The organism is Staphylococcus argenteus (assembly GCF_000236925.1).
Classification (GTDB): Bacteria; Bacillota; Bacilli; order Staphylococcales; family Staphylococcaceae; genus Staphylococcus; species Staphylococcus argenteus.
This window is the reverse complement of sequence record NC_016941.1, coordinates 896,609-909,578: the sequence shown is the minus strand read 5'-3', so window position 1 is coordinate 909,578 and position 12,970 is coordinate 896,609. Positions and strand designations below refer to the sequence as shown.

Here is a 12,970-nt window from a genome sequence, read left to right as displayed (position 1 = left end):
TCACTCCTTTTTTGAACCCATAAAATGCTGTTCTAGCTTTTTGCCAACAATCCAAAATACAACTAATATGGCTAACATTAGTAATCCTCGTAAAGGGTGGGTAAAGATTGTAGTAATTTCTTTTCCTAAATAACCTAAAATAATAGTCGAAATTAATTTAGATGATGCTAAAACAATAAAATAATATTTAGGTCTAATATGGGACAAACTCGCTACAAAATTAATTAATGTATTTGGTGTAAAAGGGAAACAAAGTAAAATAAATAATGGTATTAATCCTTGTCGATCAATAAAACTAATTAACCGTTGGACAGCAGTTCTTTGTTTAATATGCTGCATCTTTTCAGTGTTTACTAATCGTTTACATATTAAATAGACCGTGAATGTTCCAGCAATTAACCCAAGCCAACTAATTATTATGCCTAAAATAGAACCATAGACTTTAATATTAATTAAAATATAAAGTGCTAGTGGAAATACTGGGATAATCGCTCTAATATATAGCAAAATAAATCCTGGTAAATAGCCAAACTGTCGAAATATCTCAAACCATTCTTCTATTTGATGAAATGACAAATCATCAATCCCTTTCTTTGGCTAAAGATAATTATTCTTTCATTATAAAGTTATTTACAAAGTAAAGAAACATTAACATGTAGTCATGTTAATAAATCAGTCTCTAGTAGTATAACAATATTGTTGTATGACAGATGTTATTTTTTCTTTAATTTTCTCTTAACATCTTGTCACATTAGCTAGTTAAATAGTTTTTGCATAAAAATATAAGCGAGGTTGCCGATACTTCTAAAATGACAACCTCGGTAACATTATCTTACTGACGCTCTATACTTACACTTCACATTTAATACTCAATACATGTAACTCAATTCTATACCAAACAAGGTTTTAATAATAAAAAAAGACAACTTCTATTTGAATAACTCTAATAGAAATTGCCTTTTCATTTTTATCGATAAACTTAATACTCAGCTCGAAATATATACCATTTTATACATCACTAATCATTGAGGTAATGTATTGTTCATATAATTATAAACGCTCTTCTAATTCTTTTTTCAAGTCTTCAAATCCAGGTTTACCTAATAATGCGAACATATTTTGTTTATACGCTTCTACGCCTGGTTGGTTAAATGGATTCACGCCTAATTGGTATCCACTCATAGCACATGCTAATTCGAAGAAGTATACAACGTAACCGAAAGTTTCCTCATCCAATTGTGGAATGTTTACTACCATGTTAGGAACCCCACCATCAGTATGCGCTAATAAAGTACCTTCAAATGCTTTAGTGTTTACATCGTCAATTGTTTTACCTGCTAAATAATTTAACCCATCTAAATCATCGCTGTCGCTTTCAATTGTAATATCATACTTAGGATGATTTACTTTGACCACAGTTTCGAATAAGAAGCGACGACCTTCTTGTACATATTGACCTAATGAATGTAAGTCAGTTGTGTAATTGGCACTTGAAGGATAAATACCTTTGAAGTCTTTACCTTCAGATTCACCAAATAATTGTTTCCACCATTCATTGAAGTATTGCATAGACGGTTCATAATTGATCAACATTTCTGTTGTATATCCTTTTGCGTATAAAATGTTTCGAATTGTCGCATATTGATATGCAATATTTTCTTCTAATTTATCTGAAGATAATTCTTCACGTGCTTTTGCAGCACCAATCATCATAGCTTCAATATTAATTCCAGCTGTCGCTATTGGTAATAAACCTACTGCTGTTAAAACAGAATATCTTCCACCAACATCATCAGGTACGATAAATGTTTCATAGCCTTCATTTGTAGCTAATTGTTTTAAAGCACCTTTTTCTTTATCTGTCGTTGCAAAAATACGTTTCTTCGCTTCTTCTTTACCGTATTTTTCTTCAACTAATTGCTTGAACAATCTAAATGCAACTGCTGGTTCTGTTGTTGTACCAGATTTAGAAATAACGTTAACTGAGAAATCTTTATCTGATAAATAATCAACTAATTCTTTAGTGTATGTTGATGATAAGTGATTACCAACAAATACAATTTCAGGGTATTCATTGCTGTTTCTAAATGATGACGTTAACATTTCGATTGCTGCACGTGCACCTAAATATGAACCACCAATACCGATGACTACTAAAACATCAGAATTTTCTTTAATGCGTTTTGATGCTTCAACAATTCTTGAAAATTCTTCTTTATCGTAATCAACTGGTAAATCAACCCAGCCTAAGAAGTCGCTTCCAGCACCAGTACCTTCATGAATTGTTTTGTGAATTGACTTTACAATTTCTTGTTGTTGTTTTAATTCGTGTTCACCGAAAAATTCTAAAGTTTTACTAAAATCTAATTGAATATGAGTCATCTATAAAAGCCTCCTGTTTTATTTAATAACTTAATTTTACTAAGTTTACGTTTGCGATTCAATTCACAAGTTTGTACTTAAGCAATAAAATTGATATTTATGTGACGTTTCACACATAATTTTTAATTAACTTTAAAAATCATCCATTATCACATAAACATTTTTTATACAAATTACATATATTCAAACACTCTTTTAAATATTGATATATCAGCATTTTAAGAAACTAAACCAAACACTCACACATCTATAAATGAATAAATATGTAAAATAATGGTTTTATTTTCATAAAAAGTCTGCTATTATGTGTTCATACGAAATATTCAGATAACTACAATGAGGTGAATTTTATGAAAGAGAAAATTGTTTTAGCATATTCAGGAGGACTAGATACAAGTGTCGCCGTTCAATGGCTCATCGACAAAGGTTACGATGTAGTTGCGTGTTGCCTAGATGTTGGTGAAGGTAAAGATTTAGATATCGTGTATAAAAAAGCTTTAGATATGGGAGCTGTTGAATGTCATATTATTGATGCGACAAAAGAATTTAGTGACGAGTATGTAAGTTATGCAATCAAAGGAAATTTAATGTATGAAAATGCATATCCATTAGTTTCTGCTTTATCTAGACCGTTAATCGCTAAAAAATTAGTAGAAATTGCTGAGAAAACAAATTCAGTAGGTATTGCACATGGTTGTACTGGTAAAGGGAATGACCAAGTACGTTTTGAAGTTGCAATCAAAGCTTTAAATCCATCATTGAAAGCATCCGCACCTGTACGTGAGTGGGCATGGAGTCGTGAAGAAGAAATTGATTATGCAATTAAACATAATATTCCGGTATCAATTAATCATGATTCACCTTATTCTATCGATCAAAATTTATGGGGTAGAGCGAATGAATGTGGTATTTTAGAAGATCCTTATGCTGCACCACCAGAGGATGCATTCGATCTAACAAATGCTTTAGAAGAAACACCAGATACTGCTGATGAAATCATTTTAACGTTTGAAAAAGGTATCCCTGTACAAATTGACGGCAAACCATATCAGTTAGATGATTTGATTTTAACGTTGAATGCATTAGCTGGTAAGCATGGTATCGGAAGAATTGACCATGTAGAAAATAGACTTGTAGGTATCAAATCAAGAGAAATTTATGAAGCACCTGCTGCAGAAGTTATTTTAAAAGCGCATAAAGCATTAGAAACTATTACGTTAACGAAAGATGTCGCACACTTTAAACCTATCATTGAGAAGCAATTTGCTGAACAACTATACAATGGACTTTGGTTCTCACCTTTAACTGATAGCTTAAAATTATTTATTGATAGTACGCAGCAATACGTAAGTGGTGATGTCAGAATTAAATTATTCAAAGGTAATGCCATCGTGAATGGTAGAAAATCACCTTATACATTGTATGATGAAAAATTAGCAACTTATACAAAAGAAGATGCATTTAATCAAGACGCTGCTGTTGGCTTTATCGATATCTATGGTTTACCTACTCAAGTAAATGCGATGCTACATGGAGGCTATAGCAATGAGCAATAAAGCATGGGGCGGTAGATTTGAAGTACAACCAGAAGAATGGGTTGATGACTTTAATGCTTCCATTACCTTCGACCAAACGCTCATAGATCAAGATATCGAAGGTAGCATTGCACATGCAACAATGCTTGCGAATCAAGGCATTATTAGCCAACATGACAGCGAACAGATTATCAAAGGATTACAGTCTATTCAAAATGATTATCATAAAGACAAAATTCAATTTAGTGCATCATTAGAAGACATTCATTTAAATATTGAACATGAATTAATTAAACGTGTTGGTGATGCTGGTGGTAAGTTGCATACTGGACGTAGTAGAAATGATCAAGTCGCAACAGACATGCACTTATACACTAAGAAACAAGTTCAGGATATCATTGCATTAATTAAGTCATTACAAGGTGTTATAGTCGACATCGCTTCTAATAATATCGACACAATTATGCCAGGTTACACGCATTTGCAACGTGCACAGCCGATTTCGTTCGCACATCATATTATGACTTATTTTTGGATGTTACAACGAGATCAACAACGTTTTGAAGATAGTTTAAAACGAATCGATATGAATCCTTTAGGTGCAGCAGCTTTAAGTGGTACCACATACCCTATCGATAGACATGAAACAACAACATTGTTGAACTTTGGCAGTCTATACGAAAACAGTTTAGATGCAGTCAGTGATAGAGACTATATTATTGAAACATTGCACAATATCTCTTTAACAATGGTTCACTTATCACGCTTTGCAGAAGAAATTATTTTCTGGTCTACAGATGAAGCTAAATTTATTACATTATCAGATGCTTTTTCTACTGGCTCATCAATTATGCCACAAAAGAAAAATCCTGATATGGCCGAATTAATCAGAGGTAAAGTTGGACGTACTACTGGACATTTAATGAGTATGCTTATGACTTTAAAAGGCTTACCTTTAGCATATAATAAAGATATGCAAGAAGATAAAGAAGGTTTATTTGATGCAGTTCATACCATAAAAGGTTCTTTACGTATCTTTGAAGGTATGATTGAAACAATGACGATTAATAAAGATCGATTAAATCAAACTGTTAAAGAAGATTTTTCAAACGCAACGGAACTTGCAGACTATTTAGTGACTAAAAATATTCCATTTAGAACTGCACATGAAATTGTTGGAAAAATCGTTTTAGAATGTATACAACAAGGTCATTATTTATTAGATGTACCATTAGAAACATACCAACAACATCATTCAAGTATTGATGCAGATATTTATGACTATTTACAGCCTGAAAATTGTTTAAAACGTCGTCAAAGCTACGGTTCAACTGGTCAAGATGCTGTAAAACAACAAATTGAGGTTGCCAAACAATTATTAAAAGATTAATTACGGTTTTAAATATATTTACCCACTTCGTCATCTCAAATGGCAAGTGGGTATTTTTCTGCATTGATTTATGAATTGTGAATTATTTTTTAAAATACCTAAAATATTTGATAATTCTTTTAAATTTATATTACAGTCATGTTATAAATTGTAAAATAAATGTGTAAAGCGTTTTCATAAAGAAAGTTTTATAGTATTTTTAAATTGTCATACTAAAAAATAGAGATGAAAGGACAATGACTATGACAAACTCTTCGAAAAGCTTCACTAAATTTATGGCTGCTTCCGCTGTTTTTACTATGGGATTTTTATCAGTACCTACTGCTGGTGCTGAACAAATGAATCATATTGCAAACAAACCACAGGCAATAAAATGGCAAACCAACCTAACGAACGAACGTTTGACAACAATTGCACATCGTGGAGCTAGTGGCTATGCACCTGAACATACCTTCCAATCGTATGATAAGAGTCATAATGAATTAAAAGCTTCTTACATTGAAATTGACTTACAACGTACAAAGGATGGGCACTTAGTTGCCATGCATGATGAAACTGTTAATCGAACGACTAACGGTCATGGTAGAGTTGAGGACTATACACTTGATGAATTAAAACAATTAGATGCTGGTAGCTGGTTCAATAAAAAGTATCCGAAATATGCAAAGGCAAGTTATAAAAATGCCAAAGTGCCAACTTTAGATGAAATTTTAGAACGTTATGGTCCGAATGCAAATTACTATATTGAAACAAAATCACCTGAAGTATACCCTGGTATGGAAGAACAATTATTGGAGTCATTGAAAAAACATCACCTTTTAAATAATAATAAACTAAAAAAAGGACATGTCATGATCCAATCTTTTTCTGATGCAAGTCTGAAGAAAATTCATAAACAAAATAAGCACGTGCCACTTGTAAAGTTAGTTGATAAAGGTGAACTACAACAATTTAACGAACAGCGTTTGAAAGAAATACGTTCTTATGCTATTGGCATAGGTCCTGACTTTACTGATTTAAATGAACAAAATACACATCATTTAAAAGATTTAGGCTTTTTAGTACATCCATATACTGTAAACGAAAAAGCTGATATGCAACGATTAAATGAATATGGTGTCGATGGTGTATTTACAAATTTTGCTGATAAATATAAAGAAGTCATTAAGTAAGATTTATTTATTTTCAATAAGAAAATTAAACTTAAAAATTAGAAAAGCTCTTTGTTATTTTTACAGAAAAACAGCAGTAAGATATTTTTCAATTAGAAGATATCTTACTGCTGCTTATATATGTCACCATGTATATGAATGTACAACTAATTAGCAACTGCATTTTTTTTGAAGTCCCTTTACCATTGTAATACTACAATGTTTTAAACTATATTGAGTTCCCACACAAACATGTTTATCTAATAAAGTAAAACTAAAAAGGTTATTTCTATCTTTACCAAATAGAAATAACCTTTTTAAATCTCACTAAATATTTAATTACGCCCAGCCACGATATCTTGCCGCTTCTGCTGTACGCTTAATACCTATAATATATGCTGCCAATCTCATATCAATTTTTCTATTTTGAGACAATTCATAAATTGTGTCGAATGCAGCCTCTAGTTTTTCACGTAATTTTTCGTTAACTTCTTCCTCTGACCAATAATAACCTTGGTTATTTTGTACCCATTCGAAGTAAGAAACTGTTACACCACCAGCACTCGCCAATACATCAGGAACTAATAATATACCGCGTTCCGTTAAAATGCGTGTCGCTTCTGGTGTTGTTGGACCATTAGCTGCCTCAACAACGATACTCGCTTTAATATCATGCGCGTTATCTTCTGTAATTTGGTTTGAAATAGCTGCTGGTACTAAAATATCGCAATCTAATTCAAACAATTCTTTATTTGATATTGTTTCTTCAAATAGATTTGTTACTGTACCAAAACTATCACGACGATCTAATAAATAATCTATGTCTAAGCCGTTTGGATCGTGTAATGCACCGTATGCATCAGAGATACCTACAATTTTTGCACCTAAATCATATAAGAATTTAGCTAAGAAACTTCCGGCATTACCGAAACCTTGAATGACAACTTTGGCACCTTCAATTTGCATATTACGACGCTTTGCAGCCTGTTCAATCGCAATAACTACACCAAGTGCTGTAGATCTATCACGTCCGTGAGAACCACCTAAAACAATTGGTTTACCTGTAATGAAACCTGGAGAATTAAATTTATCTAATGCACTATATTCGTCCATCATCCAAGCCATAATTTGTGAGTTTGTAAATACGTCTGGTGCTGGAATATCTTTGTTTGGACCAACGAATTGTGAAATTGCTCTAACATATCCTCGAGATAAGCGTTCAACTTCATGAATACTCATTTGACGTGGATCACAAACGATGCCACCTTTACCACCACCGTATGGTAAGTTTACAATACCGCACTTCAATGTCATCCACATTGATAATGCTTTTACTTCTTCTTCATCTACGTCAGGGTGGAAACGTACGCCACCTTTTGTTGGTCCGACTGCATCATTATGTTGTGCACGGTAACCAGTAAATGTTTTAACAGTACCATCATCCATACGAACTGGAATACGTACTTGCAACATTCTTAATGGTTCTTTAATCAAATCATACATACCTTCGTCAAATCCCAATTTATGCAATGCTTCTTTAATAATTCCTTGAGTAGAAGTTACTAAATTATTGTTCTCAGTCATGATCCTTTTCGCCTCTTCTTTACCTAATGATTTCGCTTTCAAACATATTGTAACATAACGTATTTCTTTTTAAAGCCCTTACAAACTGATTGTTACAACTTTTTGACATTATTGAAATACATGTCTAATTTTTTCAAGTGCAAGGTCCAATTCTTCTTTAGTAATAATTAATGGTGGTGCAAAACGAATAACTGTATCATGTGTCTCTTTACATAATAAACCTGCTTCTTTTAATGCTTCACAGTAAGGTCTAGCACTTTCATTCAGTTCAACACCAATGAATAATCCACGTCCACGAACTTCTTTAATTGAAGGATGTTCAATTTGTTTTAATTGTTCTTTAAAATACTCACCTAATTCTAATGAGCGTCCTGGTAAATCTTCATCGACAATAACATCCAATGCAGCAATAGATGCCGCACAAGCAAGAGGATTACCACCAAATGTAGACCCATGTGAACCTGGAGTAAAGACATCTAATACTTCTTTATCAGCTAATACAACTGATATTGGGAATACTCCACCGCCAAGAGCTTTACCTAAAATGTATACATCTGGTTTCACATTGTCCCAATCCGTGGCAAACAATTTTCCTGAACGTCCCAATCCTGCTTGGATTTCATCAGCAATAAATAACACATTATGTTCATCACATAATTCTCTTATTGCTTTTAAATAACCTTCTGGTGGTATATTAATACCTGCTTCACCTTGAATTGGTTCAACTAAAATCGCTGCAGTATTTTCATTTATCGCTGCTTTTAGTGCTTCTACATCACCGAAATCTACTTTTCTAAATCCATCTAATAACGGACCGTAACCACGTTGATATTCTGCTTCTGAAGATAACGACACAGGTGCCATCGTACGACCATGGAAGTTACCATTAAATGCTATAATTTCTGCCTTATTTGGTTCAATACCCTTAACATCATATGCCCAACGACGTGCTGCTTTTAAAGCTGTTTCTACTGCTTCAGCGCCTGTATTCATTGGTAATGCTTTATCTTTACCTGCTAATTTACAAATTTTTTCGTACCATTCACCTAAATTATCACTGTGAAAAGCACGTGAAACTAAAGTAACTTTATCAGCTTGATCTTTTAATGCTTGAATAATTTTCGGATGTCTATGACCTTGGTTAACAGCAGAATATGCAGATAGCATATCCATATATTTATTGCCTTCAGGATCTTTAACCCATACCCCTTCAGCTTCTGAAATGACAATTGGCAATGGTAAATAATTATGTGCCCCGTAATGATTTGTTAACTCAATAATTTTTTCAGATTTAGTCATCATATCTCCCCTTTTCATCATTTATAACTATTATACATGAAACATTATCCAAATAATTACATTAGTTTTCAAAGCAGATACTTTTTCACCACAAAAGATGAATCATTAACTTTATTTCATTAAATTTGTCTATTTTGAAAACCCTTACATTAATAATGACATAATTACTTTAATGATTACAAGCAAAAGAATTGAAAATTTTACACTTAGCCAAAAGTATAATTTCTTATGATAATTTTAATTAATAAAAATTAAAAACCACTAACATATTGCATGTACAATTGTGTTAGTGGTATGTTTTAAACGCCTATTTATCTTTTTGTGGTAATGGGTAAAATCCCTGATTAAATTGTTTCCATAAATTAGGTGTCAAATGATGATTATCTTCTCTTTCTGGATCAAAATAATTTATAATTTCATCTTCGCGTCCATCTTTAATTTTCTCAATAAATTGATAATCTAAAAGTAATTCACGACCAATTGCTACTAATTCTATGCCAACATTTTCAACTGCATCTAAAGCTTCATCAGCAGTGAAAATAGACCCAATGCCAATAAGAGGCATTTGTCCATTTATCCATTTATGAATTAGTGGTAAGCGTTCTTGGCCAGCATATTTACCTTCTCGTGTCGTTGCATGAGTATCCATCATCGATACATGAATATAGTCGATGGGCATTTGGCTAATTGTTGTAACTAATTCTTCAGTAATTTCCATTGTGATTCCTGGAGATTCCGCTTCTTCTGGAGACAATCTATATCCTACAATAAAGTCTTTATTACCATATTGTTCTTTCGCTTTAAGCACTTCTTCAATAACAGCAACTGGGAATTTATATTGGTTAGCCCAGACATCATTTCTTCTATTGTAATAAGGAGATACGAATTGATGAATTAAGTAATGATTTGCACCGTGAATTTCAACGCCATCAAATCCAGCTTCAATTGCTCGTCGTGTAGCATCTCCAAAGTCTTTGATTGCTTGTTCAATCTCTTCATTCGTCATTTCTCTAGCACTATGTTCTTGTTTTTGACCGAAACTTTTTAAAGAAATTGGACTTGGTGCTATGACGTCTCCATCAGGTGTTAATTCAGGCAATGCTTGGGCACCGCCATGATGTATTTGTACGAGTGCTTTAGCGCCATTTTTCTTCATTACTGATGCTAATCTTTTAAGTCCTTCAATATCACTATCATGTGCAATTGATGGCTGTCCTGGAAATGCTTTTCCAACATCACTCACATTACTTGCTGCATTAATAGATAAGCCAACGTCTTGTGAACGTTTTTCAATATAAGGAAGTTCTACATCTGAAATTGTACCGTCATCATTTGAAGAAATATGTGTTAAAGGGGCTAACACGAAACGATTTTTTAACACTACGCCATTTGGTAATTCTACTTTATCAAACAATGGTTCATATTTACTTTTCATTACTTAATTCCTCCTTAAAAATATTGAATTGACTATAACATGATTTTTTATCATTCACCAATTATCTGTTTATAAATTAAATCATTGAGGTTTTGTTCTTTTTAATTATCATGCTCATTTTTAAAATCTGTTAAAACATTAAATGTATACTTTGTTTTAGAGGTAACAACAATATAGAGGTTCTCACTTGTTAGTATATAAAAATCACATTTTAACAATAGAATTATTTTAAGTTGATACAACAAAAAAGATTAGTACCCATTTAATAACAATAGATACTAACCTTTTTCATTAGTCTTAGAAACTTTCATTTCAGACCCTTTGTATGATTTCGGTACGATTTATCTGTTCATTTAGTCGTTTCGAATTGATCGCTTTGACTGTTTAATCCAGATTGGTAAGCGTTCTTTAAGTGTTTGAAACCCATATTTTTCTGTTTCTCTGATTTCATCTAATACTGATTGTTTTTCCTTCTTACGCTCATAATTTTTGAAGTAATCATTATCTTTTAATGATAGATTGAGCTTTCCTTCATCATCTATAGACAAAATTTTAGCTTTAACAATTTGGCCTTCTGATAGAAATTTCTTCAAATTATGAACGTAGTCATCCATAATTTCTGATATATGAATCAGTCCTTCAGTATGATTAGGGGTCTCAACAAACGCACCATAAGGTTGAATACCAGTTACACGCACCTTGATATGTTGGCCAATTTTGTAGTTATTCAACTTAATAACCCCTTATTTCGTTTACTTAACACTATTATCATAGCATAAATAGAAATGGTGGACTAATTAAAACATCAAATCATTCGAATATTATTTTATAAATGAATTAGATACTAGCTGTCTTGTAATTAAAAAACAAATAAAAACAAATTTAAAAGACGTATTCAATGGGTTTACTCTTAAAAATGAAACTATTACTTAAAATAAAAAGCAACCTCAATTATGTTATCACCCAAGCATATTTACATTAGACATCTATGCTTGGTTAGATAAATTTTCGAGGTTACTTCATATGTTAGATTATAAATTTAGATTGATTATTACTAATTCGATTGTAATAATTTAAACAAAAAATACAAATACTTTATTGTTAAATAATCATTTTATTCTTCAACATCGATTGATTCAATTACAACATCATGAAGTGGTTTATCTTGTGGCCCCACTTTTGTATTTGCAATATCTTCAAGCGTTGATTCTCCATCAATCAATTGCCCAAATACTGTATGTTTTTGATCCAACCAAGGCGTACCACCTTTTTCACCATATGCATCAACAATTGGTTGTGGCCATCCACCATCAGCAAGTTGGCTTAACATATTTTGTGGTACTTCTTTCATTTGTACAATGAAAAACTGTGAACCATTTGTATTTGGACCTGAATTTGCCATTGATAAAGCACCATATAAATTAAAGGCATTTAATGAAAATTCATCTTCAAATGAACCACCATAAATACTTTCTCCACCCATACCAGTTGCAGTTGGGTCGCCACCTTGAATCATAAAATCATTAATGACACGGTGGAAAGTTATACCATCATAATAACCATTTTTCGCATGCGTCACAAAATTTTCAACTGTCTTTGGTGCAATATTTGGAAAGAGTTTAAATGTCATGTCACCTTTATTTGTGTGCATCACAACTTTGATTTCACCTTGTTGTACTTCTTTATTTAACTGTGGATAGTTAGTCATTTATATTCTCCATTCATGTTATGATACATATATATTAACATACTTTTAAGGGAGGAAAATAGCATGAAGCTGTATCGATTTTCACACAAAACTGGAAGTTATGGTGTCACAATTGTTGAGGAAAATGGAGACGATGTTCTTGTTAAAGTTGAACAAGTTATTAAACATCCAAAACAAGGTGATTTGCATAATCCTACAGAAACTGAAGGTGTATTCTTCCATGAGCGTAAAGCACTAAGTCATTTCGAAAAACGCTATGCAAAACGATCACAACTAAGAGAATTTAATGTTGAACAATTACGTTATGAAGATTCGCTTCAACAAGCAATCACAAATTTAGAAACTAAATTAAAAGCGCAACAAACAAAACATGCTGAAATGTCATTAGCAAGTTTAGCACGTCTAAAAGAAGATTATTCCATTCAATATAAAGAAAATTTTAAATAAAAATTGACGCGTTTCTTCTTATTTAAATACTTCTGAAAA

11 protein-coding genes are annotated in these 12,970 nt (G+C 32.2%); 4 read left to right on the top strand and 7 right to left on the bottom strand.

Translation table 11 applies throughout. From position 1 onward, the window contains the following. Both SAMSHR1132_RS04280 and SAMSHR1132_RS04275 read right to left on the bottom strand, forming a co-directional pair. Complete coding sequence (locus SAMSHR1132_RS04280) at positions 1 to 576, bottom strand: TVP38/TMEM64 family protein (protein ID WP_000007957.1); 576 nt, start codon at positions 574 to 576, stop codon at positions 1 to 3. A gap of 474 nt (positions 577 to 1,050) precedes the next feature. After that, entirely contained in the window at positions 1,051 to 2,382 is a 1,332-nt protein-coding gene (locus SAMSHR1132_RS04275) for a glucose-6-phosphate isomerase (RefSeq protein ID WP_000148857.1), read from the bottom strand. 350 nt (positions 2,383 to 2,732) lie between these two features. Between SAMSHR1132_RS04275 and SAMSHR1132_RS04270 the strand changes: the two genes are divergently transcribed. From SAMSHR1132_RS04270 to SAMSHR1132_RS04260, 3 genes are all read left to right on the top strand, one after another. Continuing rightward, entirely contained in the window at positions 2,733 to 3,938 is a 1,206-nt protein-coding gene (locus SAMSHR1132_RS04270; protein WP_000660053.1) for an argininosuccinate synthase, read from the top strand. After that, complete coding sequence (gene argH, locus SAMSHR1132_RS04265) at positions 3,928 to 5,307, top strand: argininosuccinate lyase (protein ID WP_000066046.1); 1,380 nt, start codon at positions 3,928 to 3,930, stop codon at positions 5,305 to 5,307. Before SAMSHR1132_RS04270 ends, argH begins: the two co-directional genes overlap by 11 nt. Before the next feature lie 242 nt (positions 5,308 to 5,549). Next, positions 5,550 to 6,479 (top strand): glycerophosphodiester phosphodiesterase, encoded by a 930-nt coding sequence (locus tag SAMSHR1132_RS04260; protein ID WP_014373805.1) that lies wholly within the window; start codon positions 5,550 to 5,552, stop codon positions 6,477 to 6,479. A gap of 318 nt (positions 6,480 to 6,797) precedes the next feature. Here the strand turns inward: SAMSHR1132_RS04260 and SAMSHR1132_RS04255 are convergent, their stop codons facing one another. From SAMSHR1132_RS04255 to SAMSHR1132_RS04235, 5 genes are all read right to left on the bottom strand, one after another. Then, positions 6,798 to 8,042, bottom strand: coding sequence for a Glu/Leu/Phe/Val family dehydrogenase (locus SAMSHR1132_RS04255; protein ID WP_000138487.1), 1,245 nt, complete (start codon positions 8,040 to 8,042; stop codon positions 6,798 to 6,800). A gap of 108 nt (positions 8,043 to 8,150) precedes the next feature. Next, complete coding sequence (locus tag SAMSHR1132_RS04250; protein ID WP_000167323.1) at positions 8,151 to 9,341, bottom strand: ornithine--oxo-acid transaminase; 1,191 nt, start codon at positions 9,339 to 9,341, stop codon at positions 8,151 to 8,153. Positions 9,342 to 9,648: 307 nt separating this feature from the next. Continuing rightward, positions 9,649 to 10,776 carry an NADH-dependent flavin oxidoreductase gene (locus SAMSHR1132_RS04245; RefSeq protein WP_000838044.1) on the bottom strand — a complete coding sequence of 376 codons (1,128 nt, stop codon included), beginning with the start codon at positions 10,774 to 10,776 and terminating at the stop codon, positions 9,649 to 9,651. A 353-nt stretch (positions 10,777 to 11,129) separates the two neighbouring features. After that, positions 11,130 to 11,507 (bottom strand): S1 domain-containing post-transcriptional regulator Ygs, encoded by a 378-nt coding sequence (gene ygs, locus SAMSHR1132_RS04240; RefSeq protein WP_001067295.1) that lies wholly within the window; start codon positions 11,505 to 11,507, stop codon positions 11,130 to 11,132. 383 nt (positions 11,508 to 11,890) lie between these two features. Beyond that, positions 11,891 to 12,484 carry a peptidylprolyl isomerase gene (locus SAMSHR1132_RS04235; RefSeq protein WP_000186341.1) on the bottom strand — a complete coding sequence of 198 codons (594 nt, stop codon included), beginning with the start codon at positions 12,482 to 12,484 and terminating at the stop codon, positions 11,891 to 11,893. A 63-nt stretch (positions 12,485 to 12,547) separates the two neighbouring features. On the opposite strand from SAMSHR1132_RS04235, the gene SAMSHR1132_RS04230 reads away from it, so the two are divergent. Continuing rightward, the gene (locus SAMSHR1132_RS04230; protein WP_000781158.1) at positions 12,548 to 12,931 is read left to right on the top strand and encodes a kinase-associated lipoprotein B; all 384 of its coding nucleotides are present in this window, start codon (positions 12,548 to 12,550) and stop codon (positions 12,929 to 12,931) included. The last annotated feature ends 39 nt before the right edge of the window (positions 12,932 to 12,970 follow it).

Excerpts from the sequence above, each read along its gene's own strand:
- SAMSHR1132_RS04260 (WP_014373805.1), top strand. The coding sequence starts at position 5,550 with ATGACAAACTCTTCGAAAAGCTTCACTAAATTTATGGCTGCTTCCGCT.
- SAMSHR1132_RS04245 (WP_000838044.1), bottom strand. The coding sequence starts at position 10,776 with ATGAAAAGTAAATATGAACCATTGTTTGATAAAGTAGAATTACCAAAT.
- SAMSHR1132_RS04255 (WP_000138487.1), bottom strand. The coding sequence starts at position 8,042 with ATGACTGAGAACAATAATTTAGTAACTTCTACTCAAGGAATTATTAAA.
- SAMSHR1132_RS04230 (WP_000781158.1), top strand. The coding sequence starts at position 12,548 with ATGAAGCTGTATCGATTTTCACACAAAACTGGAAGTTATGGTGTCACA.
- SAMSHR1132_RS04275 (WP_000148857.1), bottom strand. The coding sequence starts at position 2,382 with ATGACTCATATTCAATTAGATTTTAGTAAAACTTTAGAATTTTTCGGT.
- SAMSHR1132_RS04250 (WP_000167323.1), bottom strand. The coding sequence starts at position 9,341 with ATGACTAAATCTGAAAAAATTATTGAGTTAACAAATCATTACGGGGCA.
- SAMSHR1132_RS04235 (WP_000186341.1), bottom strand. The coding sequence starts at position 12,484 with ATGACTAACTATCCACAGTTAAATAAAGAAGTACAACAAGGTGAAATC.
- SAMSHR1132_RS04270 (WP_000660053.1), top strand. The coding sequence starts at position 2,733 with ATGAAAGAGAAAATTGTTTTAGCATATTCAGGAGGACTAGATACAAGT.
- argH (WP_000066046.1), top strand. The coding sequence starts at position 3,928 with ATGAGCAATAAAGCATGGGGCGGTAGATTTGAAGTACAACCAGAAGAA.